At 66.5% G+C, this 19,533-nt stretch carries 16 protein-coding genes; 6 read left to right on the top strand and 10 right to left on the bottom strand.

The window, feature by feature from the left end:
• Positions 1-99 precede the first annotated feature (99 nt).
• The 5 genes from NO887_RS03335 to purB form a co-directional block, all read right to left on the bottom strand.
• Positions 100-1,638, bottom strand: a complete 1,539-nt coding sequence (locus tag NO887_RS03335) for a Coenzyme F420 hydrogenase/dehydrogenase, beta subunit C-terminal domain (protein WP_256417058.1) — start codon at positions 1,636-1,638, stop codon at positions 100-102.
• Positions 1,628-3,376, bottom strand: a complete 1,749-nt coding sequence (locus NO887_RS03330) for a nitrite/sulfite reductase (protein ID WP_256417057.1) — start codon at positions 3,374-3,376, stop codon at positions 1,628-1,630. The genes NO887_RS03335 and NO887_RS03330 overlap by 11 nt, the downstream gene beginning before the upstream one ends.
• Before the next feature lie 215 nt (positions 3,377-3,591).
• Complete coding sequence (locus NO887_RS18780) at positions 3,592-3,801, bottom strand: DUF7970 domain-containing protein (RefSeq protein ID WP_465261986.1); 210 nt, start codon at positions 3,799-3,801, stop codon at positions 3,592-3,594.
• Between the two features lie 866 nt (positions 3,802-4,667).
• Positions 4,668-4,979, bottom strand: a complete 312-nt coding sequence (locus NO887_RS03320) for a zinc ribbon domain-containing protein (protein WP_256417056.1) — start codon at positions 4,977-4,979, stop codon at positions 4,668-4,670.
• 61 nt (positions 4,980-5,040) lie between these two features.
• Positions 5,041-6,534: an adenylosuccinate lyase gene (gene purB / locus NO887_RS03315; RefSeq protein ID WP_256417055.1), complete on the bottom strand. Its 1,494-nt coding sequence runs from the start codon at positions 6,532-6,534 to the stop codon at positions 5,041-5,043.
• 188 nt (positions 6,535-6,722) lie between these two features.
• Between purB and purN the strand changes: the two genes are divergently transcribed.
• Positions 6,723-8,327: a phosphoribosylglycinamide formyltransferase gene (gene purN / locus NO887_RS03310; protein ID WP_256417054.1), complete on the top strand. Its 1,605-nt coding sequence runs from the start codon at positions 6,723-6,725 to the stop codon at positions 8,325-8,327.
• Between the two features lie 16 nt (positions 8,328-8,343).
• Here the strand turns inward: purN and NO887_RS03305 are convergent, their stop codons facing one another.
• Positions 8,344-9,486 (bottom strand): GAF domain-containing sensor histidine kinase, encoded by a 1,143-nt coding sequence (locus NO887_RS03305; RefSeq protein ID WP_256417053.1) that lies wholly within the window; start codon positions 9,484-9,486, stop codon positions 8,344-8,346.
• Between the two features lie 62 nt (positions 9,487-9,548).
• Positions 9,549-11,768, bottom strand: coding sequence for a thioredoxin domain-containing protein (locus tag NO887_RS03300; RefSeq protein WP_256417052.1), 2,220 nt, complete (start codon positions 11,766-11,768; stop codon positions 9,549-9,551).
• Positions 11,769-11,935: 167 nt separating this feature from the next.
• Here NO887_RS03300 and purD point away from each other — a divergent pair, with 167 nt between their 5' ends.
• Both purD and NO887_RS03290 read left to right on the top strand, forming a co-directional pair.
• Complete coding sequence (gene purD, locus NO887_RS03295) at positions 11,936-13,219, top strand: phosphoribosylamine--glycine ligase (protein ID WP_256417051.1); 1,284 nt, start codon at positions 11,936-11,938, stop codon at positions 13,217-13,219.
• Between the two features lie 313 nt (positions 13,220-13,532).
• Positions 13,533-14,084, top strand: coding sequence for an acyltransferase (locus NO887_RS03290; protein WP_256417050.1), 552 nt, complete (start codon positions 13,533-13,535; stop codon positions 14,082-14,084).
• Positions 14,085-14,091: 7 nt separating this feature from the next.
• Here the strand turns inward: NO887_RS03290 and NO887_RS03285 are convergent, their stop codons facing one another.
• Positions 14,092-14,415: a DUF5798 family protein gene (locus NO887_RS03285; protein WP_256417049.1), complete on the bottom strand. Its 324-nt coding sequence runs from the start codon at positions 14,413-14,415 to the stop codon at positions 14,092-14,094.
• 83 nt (positions 14,416-14,498) lie between these two features.
• Here NO887_RS03285 and surE point away from each other — a divergent pair, with 83 nt between their 5' ends.
• Positions 14,499-15,332 (top strand): 5'/3'-nucleotidase SurE, encoded by an 834-nt coding sequence (gene surE, locus NO887_RS03280; RefSeq protein ID WP_256417048.1) that lies wholly within the window; start codon positions 14,499-14,501, stop codon positions 15,330-15,332.
• 43 nt (positions 15,333-15,375) lie between these two features.
• Here surE and NO887_RS03275 read toward each other — a convergent pair whose 3' ends face one another.
• The gene (locus NO887_RS03275) at positions 15,376-16,071 is read right to left on the bottom strand and encodes a nucleotide exchange factor GrpE (RefSeq protein ID WP_256417047.1); all 696 of its coding nucleotides are present in this window, start codon (positions 16,069-16,071) and stop codon (positions 15,376-15,378) included.
• A gap of 94 nt (positions 16,072-16,165) precedes the next feature.
• On the opposite strand from NO887_RS03275, the gene menD reads away from it, so the two are divergent.
• The gene (menD, locus tag NO887_RS03270; protein WP_256417046.1) at positions 16,166-18,118 is read left to right on the top strand and encodes a 2-succinyl-5-enolpyruvyl-6-hydroxy-3-cyclohexene-1-carboxylic-acid synthase; all 1,953 of its coding nucleotides are present in this window, start codon (positions 16,166-16,168) and stop codon (positions 18,116-18,118) included.
• A gap of 27 nt (positions 18,119-18,145) precedes the next feature.
• On the opposite strand, the gene NO887_RS03265 is transcribed toward menD, so the two are convergent.
• Positions 18,146-18,616: a BsuPI-related putative proteinase inhibitor gene (locus NO887_RS03265; RefSeq protein ID WP_256417045.1), complete on the bottom strand. Its 471-nt coding sequence runs from the start codon at positions 18,614-18,616 to the stop codon at positions 18,146-18,148.
• A 77-nt stretch (positions 18,617-18,693) separates the two neighbouring features.
• Here NO887_RS03265 and NO887_RS03260 point away from each other — a divergent pair, with 77 nt between their 5' ends.
• Positions 18,694-19,446 carry a DUF2797 domain-containing protein gene (locus NO887_RS03260; protein ID WP_256417560.1) on the top strand — a complete coding sequence of 251 codons (753 nt, stop codon included), beginning with the start codon at positions 18,694-18,696 and terminating at the stop codon, positions 19,444-19,446.
• Positions 19,447-19,533 lie beyond the last annotated feature (87 nt).

Genomic DNA, 19,533 nt, shown 5'->3' with positions numbered 1-19,533 from the left:
CTCCAAGAGACTATCCGCTTTCACGAGTATCGATACTATGTTCAGACCGATCTAATCATCTCTAAAGAACGGTTCGGTCGCGTCGACGAGTGACCGTGTTCAGTGCTCGGCTTCGTGCGGGTTCACTTCAGTCCCGTAGTTCTCGGCATGGTTGGTGTAGTCGATAAAGCGAGGCGCGTCGGGGTCAAACGGCCGTTGCAGCGAGTCGAAGGCCTTCTTTTTGTCCCAAGACTGCAGGCCGCCGACGGCCGACCGGTCCTCGAGGTCGTGATACTTCAGATTGTCTTTGGTCAGGTTCCAAGCGTCCAGTCCCTGCTCAGTGCGGACGATGACCGAGGAGTACTCGTCGCTGGAGCCGACCGAACCGACGGTCAGATCGGCGCAGTAGCCGGTGAAGTCAGCACACTCGTCACAGCCCTTCAGCGCGGCGTCGTGGAACTCCTCGATGTCCTCGTCGACGATGAGTTCTCCCTTGTGATCGTAGGCCATCATCCGGCCGTCGAGGACATCCAGCTTGCCCACGTTGTCAAGGTCGATACCGCGCTCCGCTTCGAGCTTCTCACCCATCAGCTTCTGGTAGTTGAAGTTCTTCGTACACATTAGGGCGATGCGATAATCGATGGCGCGGATCCCCTCTTCTTGGCTGGCGTAGTCCCACTCGAAGTCCTGCAGGGCGCGGACACCCTCGATCTCGCAGGGAGTGCCGACGAGCGCCAGAGAGGCCTCCTCGATGGGTATGTCGAGTTTGTGCTCCCACCGTTTGAGGTCGAGGTTCCCGAGCGCCATCGTCTGGTTATAGAAGCTCCCGGCGTTGTCGATACATTCCTCGGGCGTGGTTGCGAGGAACGACTCGGCCTTCCATGGCTCGTCGTCGCTCTCGGTGGCGATGAGCGCGCCGTCGATCTCGTCCTCTTCTATGAGCGTACAGAGGACGGCGGTAACGAGGCCGCCGTCCTGTGCATTCCCGCTCCCGTCTTGGTCGACCTTGGCGGAGAACTCGGTGATCGGGTCGCCGGCACCCTTGACGTTGTCGTCGCCGCCGGTGATCTTCCACTGGCGCTCGTAGCGCAGGCCGCCGCGAGGACAGAAGTCCCAGCACATCGAACAGCCCGTACACATCTTGACAAGTTCGGGCAGACCGTCCTCGCCGATTCCGATGGAGTCGGAAGGACAGGAGGCGACGCAGGTGCCACACTGGATGCAGCGGTCAGCGTCGATGACACCCTCGTCGAGTTCCATGAACCACGTCTTGTCGTCCGGCGTCTCGATGTCGTTCATCTCCCGGCGGATCTCGTAGGAGGGTGTGTCAAGAACGAGTTCCTCCTCGCCGGGGCGCTGGACGCGCTGGTCCGGCGGCGTCTCGTAAACGTCCTGACTCCGCTCTTCTGCGGGTACGGTGAACTCGACGTCCCGGAGCTGGCCGTTCGCGTCGACGTTAGCGGGATCGGCTCCGCCGTCCGGCACCACGGGCGACGGCTCGCTACCGCGGCTGTGCGAGTGGCCACCTTCGGAACGACCGCCACAGCCGCAGGAACTCTCGCACCCGCACTCGTCCGCGTCATCGCTCCCCACGTCGGGGACACCGGGCATGGGCCGGTCGCACTCCGCGGCGTCGGACTCGTTCCCGTCAGTCACCATGGGCGACACCTCCAGAGACGTTGGCGTCCGCCTGCTGCATGATCGTTCGCAGGCGGTCGTTGCCGACGCGGCGAGTCCACTCGTAGAAGCGCTCGCCCCCCTCGCGCTCGTCGACGTAGGCCTCGAACAGCTGTTCGACGGCCGGGATGGCGGCGCTTGCGGGCACGGCGTTTTCGACCCAGTCGAGGAACTCGTTGTCAGTCCCGAGCGAGCCGCCGAGACCGAAGTCCATTCCCTCGACGATGTTGTCGCCTTCCTCGTTGGTGGTCGTCTCGGGATCGTCGACGTTGACCGTCTCGCCGCGGAAGCCGATGTCGGCGATCTGCGGCTGGGCACACGACGCGGAACAGCCGGACATGTGCATCCGGACGACATCGAGGTCGTCGGGCGTGTCGATGCGGCGGTCGAGCGCCTTTGCCCAGCGGTAAACGCGGTTTTTCGTCTCGATGATACCGTAGTTACAGAACTCCGAGCCGGTACAGCCGACGGCACCTCGCGAGAACGGCCCGGGATCGGGCTCGTACTTGCGGGCGAACGGCTCATTCAGCAGGTCGCCGACGTTCTCCGCAGGGATGTGCGTGATGAGGAAGTTCTGGTCGGTCGCCAGCCGGATCGAAGTCTCGTCGGTGCCGTACTGCTTCGCCGCGCGGGCGGCCTCGACGAACTCGTCGCCGCCCATGCGGCCGGCGATGACGTTGAACCCGACGTACTTCAGCCCGTCTTCCTTCTGATCGTGAACGCCGACGTGATCACCGATGTAGCCCTCAGTGAGGTCCGTACCGCTGGTGGGTAGATCGACCGCACAGCGGGTGCGGACAGCTCGCTCGAACGTGTCGGTGCCCAGCTGCTGGACGAGGTAGCGCATCCGGCAGACGCCGCGGTTGTTGCGGTCGCCCAGTTCCTTGAACGTCTGGGCGACGGCGCGGCAGAACTCGACCGTGTCTTCGGGAGGGACGAACACGTCCATCTGTGTCGCCATCCGCGGGCCGTCCGAGAGGCCGCCACCGACCTTGCAGTGGAAGCCGTAGATCTCCTCGCTACCGTCGGACTCGTCCGACGAGCCTCGGGTGGAGCTCGAGACGCCGACTTCCTTCCGTGCCGGCGTGAGCCCCACATCGTTGATCTGCGACTGGCCACAGTCGTGCTTGCAGCCGGTGATGGTCATCTTGAACTTCCGCGGGAGGTTGGCGTACTCTCGGTTCTCCGTGAAGTAGTCGGAGACGGCGTCGATCACGGGCTGGGCGTCGAAGCACTCGTGGTCGTCGAGTCCAGCCGCAGGACAGCCTAAGACGTTCCGGGCGGAGTCGCCACACCCTTGGATGGTGGTAAGGTCGACCTCGTCGTAGGCGTCCCATATTTCGGGCACATCCTCGACCCGGATCCAGTGCATCTGGACGTCTTGGCGGGTCGTGATATCCATGAACGCGTCGCCCCAGATCGGATTCTGGTCCTCGCCGCCGTACTCCTCGGGGGCGACGGCGTACTCCTCGGCGACCTCGCCGATGACCTCGGCCTGCTCGGGCGACAGATAGCCGCCCGGGACCTTGGTCCGCATCATGAAGTAGCCCTGCTTGCGGCCGTGAGCGTACATCCCAGCCCACTTAAGCCGCTCCCACTCGCCGCCGCCGGCCCGCTCTTCGATCTCGTCGAAAGAGAGTCCCTTCTCGGCGTACTCCTTGACGTCCTCGATCACGTCCAGCGGGTGTTTCTCCTGTTTGTACTGCTCGACCGTGTTCATGTCGAATCCCCTCGTGTTACAGGGGGATGTGTGTCTGTCCCGGTCATGAGAACTCTCACGCGACGACCGCGTGCCTACACAACCCCACAACCCCACCATGCCTGTAACTCCCTGTCACGGACAGGTCTGCCACGGATGCAAGAAACACCACGTTTATTACCGGTATCTATTTCACCAATCGAGTCAACTGCGTCTACGGAACGAGACTCGCCTGCTCAGTCTAGATCGCATCCCAATTCCCGAAGCGTTGCAGCGATCTCGTCTGTGTGTTGAAGTCCGACGAGGAGCGCAGTTTCACGGAGATCAGCCTTTCTGACCTGTTCACCGAGCGCTGGTTCAAGCGTTCTCGTCGCCTCACACGGTGTATTGACTGTCGACTGTTGGGGGTGAAGTTGCACAGTCTGCTCGCGGCCGTCAGTACGCACCGCAGCGAGTGAACAGTGTGAACGAGCGAGGTGCACAACGGGCCACGGGAGCCCTCGCGGCTACCCCTTCGAGTCCCACCCACACAGCACCGCAGCCTCACGCCTCCCCAGCCTCGCGGTTCGCGCTCTTTGAGCGCTCACCGCGTCCCTCGCGCGGTGCTCCTCTCGGTCGCCTCTGGCGACCGCTCGGAGGCACGCGCCACAGCACCACAGATCGCTCGTTCCTTCGCCTGTGTTGAGCGATTCGTGAGGTTCCAGTACTGAGCGATTGAGGACGTGAAAATATCAAATTCTGATGATTTCAACAAATCTGTCAAACAGAAATTCACAACTGGATCCAGAATGCCGATCTACAGCCATCTGACGGTGCGAGCCCGAATCGAGTTGCGGTCGATGAGACTACGATTCAGATCGAATCAGACTGATTCTGGCTGTATGCCGCCGTCGATCCTCGTACAAACGAATTCCTTCATGTTGACGTATTTCCCGTCCAAAACCAACAATTCACGCTGGTGTTTCTCCGCGTTCTCAGAGAGAAACGCCACGTTGAGGATACGCTATTTCTCGTTGATGCTGGTGGACATCTAACAGTTTCACTCTCACGAACCTCACTCCGATTTCAAATTACTCGTCATGGAATGCGGAATGCTGTCGAACGTGTCTTTCGAGAAGTAAAACGACGAACTTCTTTGTTTTCAAATACGTTAAACAATACGGAGCCGACGGCGGCAGAATCGTGGCTCCAAACCTTCGCCGTCTGCTGGAACCGATGCGTAAGTTAATATTCCCCTGCGATCGGCGCGTCTCCGCGAACGGCGCGTCTCCGCGATACATCGATACGCGCGCGCTCGACGAGAAGCGCGCCGTCAGCCGATGAAGAAGTCGATTGCGTTCCCCGTCGACTGGCCCTTGTACAGCTCCGAGTAGCCGCAGTTCGCACACGAAACGACCTGGAACTTCCGGTTCTGCACGTCGAACATCTTGGTGAGGCCGGTGCCGCTCGTCGCGATCTCGTCGACCTCGGTCTCCGTGCCGCCGCACTTCGGACAGCCGTCGGCGTCGCCACCGAGGTCCGCGGCCTCCGGATCGGCGCGGTCGTCGTTGGACTGGTCGATCGCGTTCTCCGCGTCGTTGCCGAAGACGGAATACTCCGTCTCGTCGTCGTTCTGGGAGGGCATCGTCGAGTGGTCTGCGGCGAGCGGTAAACCTCTTGTGGCGACCGAGTCGTCGGCTCCCACGCTATTCGTCGATCTCGTCGACGAGGTCGTCGGCGACGCCGGTGTAGCCGGCTGGCGTCAGGGCTTTCAGCTCCGCGCGAACGTCTTCGTCGACGTCGAGCGTATCGAACAACTCGCGGAAGTCGTCGAGGGTCACCGACCGGCCGCGGGTAAGCTCTTTCACGCGCTCGTAGGCATCGGTGTCGCCCTCACGCCGGAGGATCGTCTGGACCGCCTCGCCGATGACCTCGGGCGTCGCCTCCAGCTCCTCGCGCATCACCGTCTCGTTCGGAACGACCTTCGAGAGCCCGTCGTCCGCCTTCGAGTAGCCGATGAGACAGTGGGCGAGCGCCGCGCCGACGTTGCGTTTGACCGTCGAATCCGACAGATCGCGCTGGAGCCGCGAGTCGGTGACGTAGTCGGCGAGGAAGGTGAGGTCGGCGTTCGCTTTCGAGAGGTTCCCCTCGCTGTTCTCGAAGTCGATCGGGTTCACCTTGTGCGGCATGGTCGACGAGCCCGTCTCTCCCTCGACCGTCCGCTGACCGAGATAGCGGTCCGAGACGTACAGCCACACGTCCAAATCGAGATCAAGGAGGACGTTGTTGACGCCTCGAAGAGCGTCGAAAAGCGCCGCGAGGTCGTCGCAGGGATTCACCTGTGTCGCGAGCGGCGTGTGTTCCAGACCGAGCCCGCGCACGAACGACTCGGCGAACGCCCGCCAGTCGACGTCGGGGTACGCGGCCTCGTGCGCGGCGTAGGTGCCCGACGCGCCCGCAAGCTTGCCCGAGAGGTCGCCGGTAGCGACCACGACTCGCCCGAGCGCGCGCCCGAGCCGCGCCGCGTACACCGCCATCTCCTTGCCGAAGGTGGTCGGTGTCGCGGGCTGGCCGTGAGTGCGAGCGAGCATCGGCGTGTCGCGGTGCTCCCGCGCGAGGTCGGCGAGCGCGTCGCGCACCTCGCGGATCGCGGGGACGATCGCCTCGCTCACGGCTCCCTTGATGAGGAGTCGGTGCGCGAGGTTGTTCACGTCCTCGCTCGTGAGCCCGAAGTGTATCCACGGGTACAGCGACTCGGCGTCGCCGATCGGCTCGTCGGACCGGACAGACTGCCCGTCGCCCTCATCGGCGTTCGCCAGCTCGTCGAGCCGGACGCGCAGGAAGTACTCGACCGCCTTCACGTCGTGGTTCGTCGCGGCATACCCCGCTGCGCCTTCGACTTCGAGCGCCTTGATCAGTCGCGCGTCGTCCGCGGAGAACTCGGCGTAGAGTCCGCGGAGCGCCTCGCGCGCGGTCTCGTCGAGCCCGATCGGCGTCGCGTCGAGGTCGGCAAGCGCGATCAGGTACTCGACCTCGACGCGTGTTCTTGCGCGCATGAGCGCGGCCTCGCTCGCGTACGGCGACAGCGGCGCGGTACGGGAGGCGTACCGACCGTCGAGCGGCGAGACGGCCGCAAGGGGATCGGACCGAGACAGCCCGGAGATGGTGTCGTCGTCCGTCGGTTCGGAGTCGTCGGTCATGTCCGCGAGTGCCGCCGGAGCCAGCAAAAGCGTGTCGATGGCGACTCATCTGGACACGGGGTGAATCGCACGGATGTGGATAGGTTCGACGCAGATATCGAACCGTCTCCCGATTCTTATCCGCGAACGTGGATCTATCGCTGCGACGGACCGCAATCGATATACCCGATCGGTCGGTGCTCTTGTGTATGAAGATCGCCGGACTCGCGAGCAACCGGGGACGGAACCTCAGACACATCGCCGACCTCGCGCCGGGGGGCGCGGAGCTGTCGGTCGTGCTGACGAACCGCGAGCAGGCACCCGTGGTCGAGGCCGCGACGGAGCGCCGGATTCCCACCGAGGTCGTCGAGCGGGAGGACGGCGAGTCCCGTGAGTCCCACGAGCGCCGGATTGTCGACCGGCTCTCTGGATACGACATCGACCTCGTCTGCCTTGACGGATACATGCGCGTCCTGACAGACGAGTTCCTCGATGCGGTCCCGACGACACTGAACGTCCACCCCTCGCTGCTGCCCGCCTTCCCCGGCACGGACGCCCACGAGCAGGTGCTCGACGCCGGTGTCCGAACCACGGGCTGCACCGTCCACGTCGTCACCGAGGCCGTCGACGCCGGTCCGATCGTGACCCAAGAGGCGGTCCCCGTCTACGGCGACGACGACGCCGAGTCGCTGAAAGACCGCGTGCTCCACGAGGCAGAGTTCACGGCGTACCCGCGTGCAGTCCGGTGGTTCGCGTCGGACCGCGTGACGGTCGAACGAGACGCAGACGGCGAGGCAGTCGACGTCGCCGTCGACGGCGACACCGGCGGCGACTTCCCCGAGCGGCGATTCGCCTCCGAAGAGCGCGCCGCCGAACTCCGGTACGGTGAGAACCCGCACCAAGACGCCGCGCTGTACGCCGACGACGGGTGCGAGGAGGCGAGCGTCGTCGGAGCACCACAGCTGAACCCCGGCGCGAAGGGCATGGGGTACAACAACTACAACGACGCCGACGCCGCCCTCGATCTGGTCAAGGAGTTCGATGACCCCGCCGCCGCGGTGATCAAACACACCAATCCCGCCGGCTGCGCGACGAGCGACACGCTCGCGGACGCCTACGACCGCGCGCTGCGCACTGACGCCAAGTCCGCGTTCGGCGGCATCGTCGCGTTGAACCGCGAGTGCGACGCCGACACCGCGACCGCGGTCGCCGACTCGTTCAAAGAGGTCGTCGTCGCGCCCGGCTACACCGAGAGCGCGCTCGACGTGCTCCGCGAGAAGAAGAACCTCCGCGTGCTCGACGTGGGATCGCTCGGCGAGGGCGACGAGCGCTTCACCGAGCGGTTCACGGAGAAGCCGATCGTCGGCGGACGGCTCGTTCAGGAGCGCGACCGTCAGTCGCCGACGGCCGACGACCTTGAGGTCGTCACCGAGCGCGAACCGACCGACGCGCAGCTGGAGACGCTGGTGTTCGCGTGGAAGACGCTCAAACACGTCAAATCGAACGGCATCCTGTTCGCGACAGGCACCGAGACGGTCGGCGTCGGCATGGGACAGGTGTCGCGCGTCGACGCCGTCACGCTCGCGGCGATGAAAGCCGAGAAGGACGCGGACGGCAAGTCGGCCGAGGGCGCGGTGATGGCCTCTGACGCGTTCTTCCCGTTCCCGGACGCGATCGAGGAGGCCGCGGAGGCGGGAATCGAGGCCGTCATCCAACCCGGCGGCTCCGTCAACGACGAGGACGTGATCGCCGCCGCCGACGAATACGACATGGCGATGGCGTTCACCGGAGCGCGCTGTTTCCGGCACGACTGACGGGCGGTCACTCTAGCTACTCCGCTTCGGGTTCCATCCCGCGGATCTCGAACCGCGCGCCGCCCTCGGCGCTCTCGACCACGTCGATCGTCCAGCCGTGCGCCGAGACGACCTGACGGATGATCGTCAGCCCGAGGCCGGTTCCGGACTCGCCGGTCGTGTATCCGTCGACGAACACGTCTTTGCGGACGTCTTCCGGAATCCCGACCCCGTCGTCGGCGACGTAGACTCCGGTGCCGTCCTCGAGGTCGCCGACGGTCACCGTGATGTCGTCGCCGCCGTGCTCGATCGCGTTCCGAAAGAGGTTCTCGAACACCTGCTGGAGTCGACTCCAGTCGCCGTAGAGGTCGCGATCGGTCTCGACGCGCAGAGTCGCGTCGTCGGCGTCCACGAACGACCAGCACTCGCGGACCAACTCCGCGAGCGAGATCGACTCGCGCCCGCCGATCGTCTGTCCCTCGCGGGTGAGAAACAACAGGTCGTCAACCAGCGACTCCATCCGGTTCACCGCCTCTCGGCATCGTCGGAAGTGCTCCGGGTCGCCGGTCTCTTCGGCCAGTTCGAGGTATCCCTCGACGATGCCGAGCGGGTTCCGGATGTCGTGTGAGACAATCCGCGTGAACTCCGCGAGCTGGTCCCGCTGCGTCTGGATGCGCTCTTTCGCCTGCGTGTGGAAAATCTCGTAGCCGACCCACTGGGCCATCAGTTCCACGAACGTCTCCTCGGTCTCGGAGAACGGGCGATCCCGCGGTTCGGTGTCGGCAAAACAGAAGGTCCCGTACACCTCGCCGTCGACGAGGACCTTGGCACCGATGTACGCCTCGAGTCCGAACTCGTCGTAGGCCGCGTCGTCTTCCCACCCCTCGACGCGGGCGTGCTGTACGGTCAACGCGCCGTCGACATCGATCGTTTTCCGGCAGTACGCCCGCGACAGCGGGCAACTGGAGTCGGGTTGCAGACGGTCGTGGTCGCCGCGTGCCTCGACGATCAGTTGCGTGTCGTCGGCGATCTCGGTGAGGAATCCGACCTCCACTCCGAGATACTCTCGTCCCAGATCGAGCAAGTCCGGAACTTTGTCCTCGAAGGATCGTTCTTGATCCGCGGTGAGTCGGTACATCCGGCGGAGAACGTCACCCTCGGATAGCTGGGCGTCACTCATTGTATCACTGTGCCGCTACCGTACACGGGTCTGCCCGGGTATTAAATCGGCCGGCGATACGCCTATCGATCTTCTTGTCCCCGGGACCCGAGCCACGCCAGCGCCGCGTCGAGATCGGTCTCCGCCGGTGAACAGGTTCTCTCCTCGCAGACGTACGCGGTCGGCTCACCGTCCTCGCTGTTCCGGTTCGCCCAGATCGGCGGGGCCGACTCCAGACCGAGCCGATCGAGCCACTCGTCGAGACCGTCCGCGGTCGGCGGCCGCGGCGCGACGAGCGCTCCCGGGAGGTACCGCTCGCCGAGCGTCTCGTTCCACTCGTCGGGGACCGCGTCGGCCGCGATCGTCACCTCGATACCGCCGGTTCGGACTCGCTCGGCGGCGCGAACGAGAGACACGTGCTCCAGCGGACTCGCGCGTATCCGGTCGGCGTGCGTCGTCACGACGGCCTCCGCGATCTCGGCGAACCGCCGGTCGGGCCGGAACCCGTCGAGCATCGCGAGTGTCTCCGCCGCGACGCCGAGGCTCGACGGGGTCGACCGATCGGTGAACTCCTGCGGCCGGGCGAAAAGCGATCCGGGCCCGCCGTCGGCCCCGTCGTTTGCTCCCGCATCGTCCGCGTCCACGCCCGGCTCCCGCGTGAAGTAGACGGTTCCCGCGTCGGCGTCGTAGAAGTCGTCGACGATGGCGTCGGCCAGATCCAACGCGAATCCGAGCGGCTCCGGATCACCGGTGACCGCGTACACGTCGAGCGCGCCGCGCGCGAGGAACGCGTAGTCGTCGAGGTACCCCGGACCCCGCACGTCACCGTCGAGCCAGCGCCGCGCGAGGTCTCCCGTCTCGGCGTCGTACAGTCGCCTCCGGCAGAAGTCGAGCGCGTCGCGCGCGATGTCGGCGTAGGGCTCGCCGAGCGTATGGCCTGCGTCCGCGAACGCGGAGATCGCTCGGCCGTTCCACGAGGCGAGAACCTTCTCGTCGCGGGCGGGACGCGGTCGCGACTCTCGCGCTTCGAACAGGGCAACACGCGCCTCGGTCAGGGTCTCGCGAATTTCTTCTACCGGACGGTCGCGCTCGTCGGCGATCTCCTCGATCGACGCCGCGACCGTCGGGACGGTCGTCCCGCGCTCGAAGTTCCCACCCGATCGGATCCCGTACCGCTGCTTGGCGATCGACGCCGCGGAGTCGTCCAGAACCGCGTCGACTTCGTCAGGCGTCCAGACGTAGAAGGCCCCCTCCACGTCTCCGATTTCGGCGTCCGACGAATCTCCGCCGGTGCGGTCTGTCGGCGGCCGGCTCCGCGCGTCGAGCGTGCTGAAGAACCCGCCCTCCGGATGACGAAGTTCGCGATCGAGGAAGCCGAACGTCTCGCTCGCGACGCGGGCGTACGAGGGATTCCCGGTGACCCGGTATCCGTCGAGGTAGACCATGGGTAGCTCGGCGTTGTCGTACAGCATCTTCTCGAAGTGCGGGATCGTCCACTGGCGGTCGACCGCGTACCGGTGGAAGCCGCCGCCGATCTGGTCGTACATCCCACCTGACGCCATCCCGTCGAGCGTTCCGGTCGCAGCCGCCAGCGCGCTCTCGCGAGCGCTCTCGGCGTACGCGCGGAACAGCAGGTCGATCCGGCCCGGCATCGGGAACTTCGCTCCGCCGCTCCCGAACCCGCCGTACTCTTCGTCGTAGCCGCGGACCGCGGCGGCGGCCGCCTCCTGAAGCAGCTCCGACCCGGGCGGGTCACCGCCGAGGTCGTCGGGAACCGATTCCAGCTCGTCCCTCGCGCTCGACGCCCACTGCTCCGCGCGGTGTCGCATCTCCTCGCGCTGTTCCGGGTCCTTCCACGACTCCGAAATCTGTTCGCACAACTCCCGGAATCCGGGCTGGTTCCGCCGCGGCTCCGGCGGGAAGTACGTCCCGACGTAGAACGGCTTCCCCTCGGGCGTACACCACGCCGAGAGCGGCCATCCACCGCCGCCGGTGACGAGCTGTGAGACCGTCATGAACGTGCTGTCTACGTCCGGCCGCTCCTCGCGGTCGACTTTCACCGAGACGAATTCCTCGTTGAGGACGGCGGCGACCGACTCGTCTTCGAAGCTCTCCTCGGCCATCACGTGACACCAGTGGCACGACGAGTAGCCGATGGAGACGAACACGGGCACGTCGTGCTCGCGGGCGCGCTCGAACGCCTCCTCGCCCCACGGCTGCCAGTTGACCGGGTTGTCGGCGTGCTGTCGGAGATACGGACTCGCCTCCTCGTCGAGGCGGTTCCGCACCGTCGGCTGTGACATACATCCGGTTCGATCCGACGCGGCAAAAACCCGTCACACCGGTCGGCGCGCCGATCGCACCACCGACTGTCACGCGGACTGCTACGCCGACAGTGTATCCACGATACTGCACATCTCTGTGTCTGTAGAGAGTAACGCTTACACTATTGTGCGGTAACCCGTCGAACATGACGGAGACCGTACTCCTCGTCGGCGGCGGCGGACGCGAGCACGCGATCGCCCGCGCGGTTGCCGACGACTGCGAGTTATACGCCTGCGCGAGTAATCGAAATCCGGGTATTCGGCGACTGGCGACGGGACTCGAATCCATCAACGAGACCGACGCCGAGGCGATCGCCGACTACGCGGTGTCGGTCGGTGCGGACCTAGCGGTCATCGGTCCGGAGTCGGCGCTCGACGCGGGCGTCGCCGACGCGCTTGACGACGCCGGCGTGTACGCCTTCGGCCCGCGCGCCGCGGAGGCCGAACTGGAGACGGACAAGGCGTTCCAGCGTCGGTTCATGGACGAGGAATCGATCCCCGGCTGTCCCGACTTCGCGGTGTTCGACGACATCGACGAGGCCTGTGCGTACATCGACGAGTACGACGGCGACCTCGCGGTCAAGCCCGTGGGACTCACTGGCGGCAAGGGCGTGAAGGTCATCGGTGACCAGGTGACCGCCGAGGAGGCGAAGGCGTATCTCCGCGACTCCGAGTACGACCGCGTCGTGTTGGAGGAACGGCTCGTCGGCGAGGAGTTCACCGTGCAGGCGTTCGTCGCCAATGGCGACCTCCGGACGACGCCGGCGGTTCAGGACCACAAGCGCGCCTACGAGGGCGACGAGGGCCCCAACACGGGCGGCATGGGATCGTACACCGACACGACGCCGTCGCTCCCGTTCATGGACGAGGGCGACTACGAGTCCGCGGTCGACGTGCTGGAGGCCGTCGTCGACGCGCTCCCCGACTACAAGGGCGTCCTCTACGGGCAGTTCATGCTCACGGATGAGGGGCCGAAGGTCGTCGAGTTCAACGCGCGCTTCGGCGACCCGGAGGCGATGAACACTCTCCCCGTGCTGGAGACGCCGTTCCTCGACGTGCTCACCGCTGCCCGCGACGGAGAGCCGCTGCCGGAACTCGACTTCTCCGGCGAGGCGACCGTCTGCAAGTACGCGGTCCCTGACGGCTATCCGACGGACCCGGACGCGGGCGCGAAGATCGCAGTCGACGAGTCGAGCGTCGGCAACGCGCTCCTCTACTACGCCAGCGTCGACGAGCGTGAGGACGGCCTCTACACGACGACCTCGCGGGCGTTCGCGGTCGTCGGACGCGGCGACTCCATCGCAGCGGCGGAGACGGAGGCCGCCGACGCGCTCGCCGCTGCCGGCGATCGGGTCCGCATCCGACACGACATCGGAACCGCAGACCTCGTCGAGCGTCGGATCGAACACATGGACGAGATGCGCTCCTGAGACGGCAGTTTTGTGATCCCGAGAGAGGACGGTCGCGCCGTCGACGCGTCGCTGTCGACCATAGGTGGCGAACAGGCGATCCCCGTCCGGGTCCCACGGCGGTGGATCGCACACCCGCCTCGACCGACCGTGGGTCGTTCGACTTGCCGTAGCGACGCTGGTCGTCCTATCGCCCTTAAACGGTCGGCAGCAGGAGATCCGAGACAGCGACGATATCCGCGGCAGTGGTGAAGTTCGCGACAGCGGCGAGATTCGCGGTCCCGAAGGATTCGCGGCAGCGACCCTTTTATTCGCCCCGCCCAAACGTGGCCACGTGACTGACGAGGACGATGCGACAGAGGCGGCGACGACCGTGGCCGAAGACGCCCGTGCCGATCGGCTCGATCGGTTCCCGACCCCCGGGCCGCGAAACTCGCTGTGGTCGTGGCCGGACGCGAAGTCGCCGCTCACGATCGTTCGGAACTACGTCGTGATCGTGCTCGCGCGGGTCAGTCCGAGCCTCCGGCTCAAAAACTGGCTCCTCTCGCGGATCGGCGTGACGGTCGGGTCAGGCGTGTCGTGGGGGTTGGAGTCAACGCCGGACGTGTTCTGGCCCGAGCGGATCACGGTCGAAGACGACGCGATCGTCGGCTACGACGCCACGCTACTGTGTCACGAGTTCCTCCACGAGGAGTACCGCCTCGGCGAAGTGGTAATAGAGGAGGGCGCGATGATCGGCGCGGGCGCGGTCGTCCTCCCGGGTGTCACGGTTGGTTCGGGCGCGCGCGTCGCCGCAAACTCGCTCGTCGCCGACGATGTACCGCCGAACGCGACCGTCGCCGGCGTTCCGGCGGATGTCGTCTCGCGGGCGGACCCCGACGAGTGACCTCGGACTACTCGTCCGACTCGCCGCGTTCTCCCTCGCCGGGTTCGGCGGCGGCCTCTTCGTCCGCCAGTTCGGCTGCCGCCTCCGCGTCCGCGATGTGTGCCTCTGTGCTCACGCTCTCGAGGTCGACGCCGACCTCGCGAGCGACGGCGTCGAGAACCGCTCGCTGTTCGGCCATCTCGTTTTCGAGTTGCTGAACTCGCTTTGAGGTGTCGAGTACGGTCGACTGGGTCTCTTCGACCTCCGTCCTGAGTTCGTTGATCTTCTGGTACGTGCGCTCGGCCTTGTCGGCGAGCGTCTGGATCTTTTTCGCTGTGTCGCCGAATCCCATACCGGGCGATGGATCCGGCGGTACCTGTGCCTTTCCTTCCGCACTGCCGGTGGCCTTTTGCCCGAACCGCCCGAGGTGACTGTATGAGCGTCGATCGGATCCTGCTGACGAACGACGACGGTATCGACGCCGTCGGTCTCCGCGCCATGCGGGACGCGCTTTCGGCCGACTACGACGTGGTAACGGTCGCGCCGACGGCCGACCAGTCATCGACCGGACGGACGCTCTCGGAGGGAGTCACTGTCAGCGACCACGACCACGGCTACGCGGTTGACGGAACGCCGGTCGACTGCGTCGTTGCCGGGCTCGGCGAACTCGTTCCCGACGCCGACCTCGTTGTTGCGGGCTGCAACGAGGGTGCGAACCTCGGAGCGTACACCCTCGGGCGGTCGGGGACCGTCTCGGCCGCCATCGAGGCCGCCTTCTTCGGCGTTCCCGCGGTGGCGACATCGATGTACGTGCCCGGCGACGAGGACTGGTGGAAACGCGAGTTGGAGCCGACGGAGTTCGCCAATGCGACCCGGGCGACGACGTTCCTCGTCGATCGCGCCGACGAGACGTCGGTCTTCGACCGCGCCGACTACCTCAACGTCAACGCACCGATCGCTGAGCCCGAGTCGATCGGAGCTGACGGCGGTGCTGTCGCCCGCGACGACCACGGCGGCGCGCTGATGCGAGTGACCACCCCGTCGGAGTGGTACGGAATCGAGGCGACCCGGAACGGCGACGGGAGCGTCGCCTTCTCGGACCCGATCTGGGGGCGGATGACGCCAGCAGACGTTCCGGACCCCGTCGGAACCGACCGACGCGCGATCGTCGACGGTGAGGTCTCCGTTTCGCCGCTGTCGGTCCCACACGAGGCCACCTCGGACTCAGATCTCGACGACCTCGCGGACGCGTACGGAGGTCACTCGTAACCGCAGAGAACTCTCGTGAAAATCGACAACGCCGGCCGCCGGGCTACTCTTCGTCGGCGCTGACCGTAATCTTCGCCTCGCTGACGACGCGGTCGCCCATCTCGTATCCGGGTTCGTACACCTCGTGGACCGTCCCCTCCGGCTGATCACTCTCGACGCGGAGCATCACTTGGTGTCGCTCGGGGTCGACGTCGGCACCGGGATCGGGGTCGATGGGTTCGACGCCCTCGTCGGCGAGAACCTCGTCGAACTTCTCTACGGTGGACTCGACGCCCGGACGGAGGTCACTTCCCTCCTCCTGATCGAGCGCGCGAAGCAGGTCGTTTCGGACGGGGGTGATCCGTTCGACCAGCGACTCGGAGGCACGCTCACGGATGTCCTCCTGTTTCTGTTTCGCCCGCTGTTTGTAGTTGCTGAAGTCGGCGCGGACACGCGCGAGTTTGCTCGTCAGTTCGTCTATCTCCTCGTCTTTTTCGAGCAGTTCCGCGCGGGCCTCCGCCAGTTCGTCCTCTACCTCGGCGACCGCGTCGGCGAGGTCTTCGTCGTGTTCAGCGACCGCGTCGGCGAGCGATTCCTTGTCGTCTCCGACAGCCGATTCGACCGGGTCGCCGGCCGCCGCCGCGGCCGTGCCGTTCGTTCTCGCCGCGTCGCGTGATTCACCCGTCGCGTCCGCAGACGCGTCGGTCTCGGCGTCCTCCGGGGACTCGACCTCGACGTCGACGGCGTCGTCGTCGCTCATGTCCGATCGAAGTCGGTCGGCGGGCATAAGCGTTGCAGAACCGACCGGCGACGACTCGCCGGAGTATTTAGGTCGTGACCCCAAATCGGGCGCAATGACTGCGCCGAACCGGAACACGCTGTGGGCCCGCGCGATCGTTGACGAGCTGGTCGCCGCGGGCGTCGACGCCGTCGTCGCGTCGCCGGGAAGCCGATCGACGCCGCTGATGACCGCCGCCGCCCGCACCGACGACCTCCGCGTCTTCTCGCAGTTGGACGAACGTTCGGCCGCCTACTTCGCGTTGGGGCGCGCTCGCCGCTCCGGGAGCGTGACGCCGCTGATCTGCACCTCCGGCACGGCTGCCGCGAACTACCACCCTGCCGTGATGGAGGCCGACAACGCCCGCGTCCCGCTGCTCGCGCTCACCGCGGACCGCCCACCCGAACTCCGTGACTCGGGCGCGAACCAGACGGCGGATCAAGAGAAACTGTACGGCGACGCCGTCCGGTATTACAAGGACCTTCCCGAGCCCGCCACGACCGATCGTGGACTACGATCGCTCCGGACGACGGTCGCCCGCGCCGTCGCTGCCGCCGAGGGCACCGACGCCGGACCCGTTCACCTCAACGTTCCGTTCGCGAAGCCGCTGGAGCCGACGCCGATCGAGGGCGACGTTCCGGACGACCTCGATCCGATCGCCGCGTCGGGGCGCGACGGCCCGTACGTCGACGTGAAGCCGGGAGCGCCGGAGCCCGGAGACACCGAACTCCGCCGGCTCGCCCGCGAGCTCTCCGCCACCGAGCGCGGACTGATCGTCGCCGGTCCGGCCGATCCGCCCGGCCTCGACGCCGAGTCCGTGACGGCGCTGTCGCACGCGACCGGGTTCCCGGTGCTCGCCGACCCGCTCTCTGGCGTCCGGTTCGGCGGGCACACCCGGGTCGCCACTGTGATCGGTGCGTACGACGCCTACCTCTCGGCGGCGCTCGCGGGCGGCGGTAACGCGGCGAACGCCGCGGACGCCGCGGCCGACTGGGCGGACCCCGAAGTCGTCGTGCGACTGGGGGCGTCGCCGACATCGAAGCGTCTCCGGAAGTACCTCGCTGAGACCGAGGCCGATCAGTACCAGATCGATCCCGCTGGTCGCTGGCGGGAGGCCGAGTTCGCCGCGACCGACCTCGTGGTCGCTGAGCCGAATCGACTCTGTGCGCGCCTGTCGCGACTCGCGGGTGGCGGCGGTGGGCGTGGCGGAGGTAGTCGCAGTGGGGGTGGTCGCGGTGGAAGCGGCGGCACCGACGCCGGCACCGGGGCCGAGGCCGATGTCGACTGGCGGGGCCAGTGGGAGGAGGCGGACCAAGCGGCGCAGGCGGTCCACGACCGCGAGCGCGACGCCGGTGACGACACGGACGACTCGCCCGCCTTCCACGAGGGCGACGTGCTGCGCGTCGTCGCCGACGGCCTCCCGGACCCGGCGACGCTTTTCGTCTCCAACTCGATGCCCGTGCGCGACCTCGACCGGTTCGTCGGGCCGTCGACCACGAGCGTGACCGCGCTCGGGAACCGCGGCGTCTCGGGGATCGACGGGATCGTCTCGGCCGCGCTCGGCGCGGGCTCCGCGACGACCGACGATCTCACGCTCGTCGCCGGCGACCTCGCGTTATACCACGACACGAACGGTCTCCTCGCGATCGACCGCTGCGATGTCGACGTGACCGTCGTGCTCGTCAACAACGACGGCGGCGGAATCTTCCACATGCTCCCGATCGAGTCGTTCGAGCCGCCGTTCACTGAGGCGTTCAAGACGCCGCACGGCATCGATTTCGAGCCGATGGCCGAACTTCACGGGCTGGCGTACACCCGCATCGACGCGCGGCCGGCAGCGCGCGATGCATCCGGCGACGAGCACGCCGCGGACGCCGCAGACGACCTCGCCGAGGCGTACGCGCGGGCCCGCGACGCCGACGGCTCACACCTGATCGAAGTTCGAACCGACGCGGAGCGGAGCCACCGGACGCGAGAGCGCTTGGAGGCGGCGGTCGAAGCCGTCGTTCACGGCGCGGAACTTGTGTGAGATCTGGATTCACCCTCCGGCATTCCGTCACCCGACCTCGACCGTCACTGTCGCCGTCAGGCCGTGATCGTCTATCTCGTGCCAGTCCGCGTCGTGATCAGCTTCGACGCCCGCAGCAGCGGTCACCCAGCCGACGACGACGAACTTCCCCGGTGACGGGCCGTCCCACGTTCCCTCGTAGGTTTCTGACTCTCCCGGTGTCAGCGTCTCGGTCCCGACCGCCTGCGTGAACAGTCGTCCCTCTCCGTGTCGCCAGACGGGATCTGTCTTATCTCTCTCATTCCTCTCGGTGCCAGTCGGATACACCGCAAACTCAGCACGCTGCCCGGTCGGAAACCGGAGCGTGACCGGCTCGCCGCCGTCGTTGCGGACGGTGAGCGCGAGTTCGATCGCGGGACCGGTCTCGCCGTCGGTGACGGTAGCCGAGAGTGAGATCGCAAGCGAATCGAGCGCGTCCGGCGATTCGGTCGGATCGAACGGATCTGACGGATCGGGCATACGTCCCCGTGGTCCGCCTCGACCAACAACGCTCCGGCGACGACGCGCATAAGTCGACGCCCCACCTACTCGACTGCGTGCAGGTTGTCGGCTACGAGACGGGTGAGGGGCTCTACGTCGCCAGCGGCGGCGCGGTCGACCTCGTCTCTGCCACCGCTGGCGACGAACTCGCGTTCGGCCTCGGCGACCGCCGCTGCGCCGGGACGGTCCACGAGGGCGATCACGTCGCTTGCGACGCCGACGACGCGCCCTACTGCGACGACCACGGCCACGTCTGGGTGTGCGCCCGCTGTACGGGCACGTGTCTCAAAGACGAGATGGACTGTCACGAGGAACACGCGATGTACCTCGCGGCGTTCGCGCCCGACGTGTGGAAGGTCGGCGTCACGCGGCTGTGGCGGCTTGAAACGCGACTCCGCGAGCAGGGCGCGGACCGCGCGGCCCACGTGCGGACGCTTCCGGACGGTCGACTCGCCCGGGAGGTCGAGGCCGAGCTGGCGACGCGCGACGACCTCGTCGACCGGGTGCGCGTCCCGACGAAGATAGACGGGCTGGGACACGACGTGGACGAGGTCGCGTGGGAGTCCCTGCTCGACGGCTTCGATCCGATAGACTGCTTCGACTTCGACTATGGGCTCGACCTCGACGAGCGACCTGTCGCCGAGACGATGGCAGCCGGCACGGTCCGCGGCTGGAAGGGCCGGGTACTCGTGGTCGACCGCGGCGGTTCGACGTACGCGGTGGACGCACGCGACCTCGTCGGCTACGAGCTGACGGATGACGTTCCCTCGCGCGAGCTGCAGTCGAGCCTCGGCGCGTTCGGTCGGTGATCTCTCGAATTCGAGAAGATGAGGCACTGTGAGCGACGCGACGCGAGCGACCGCGACGCCGCGCCGACCGTGGGGAAGCGAGGGTTT

Source organism: Halorubrum laminariae (assembly GCF_024494655.1).
Classification (GTDB): domain Archaea; phylum Halobacteriota; class Halobacteria; order Halobacteriales; family Haloferacaceae; genus Halorubrum; species Halorubrum laminariae.
Note: the sequence above shows the minus strand (reverse complement) of the source record. Positions and strands in the feature narration are given on the sequence as shown.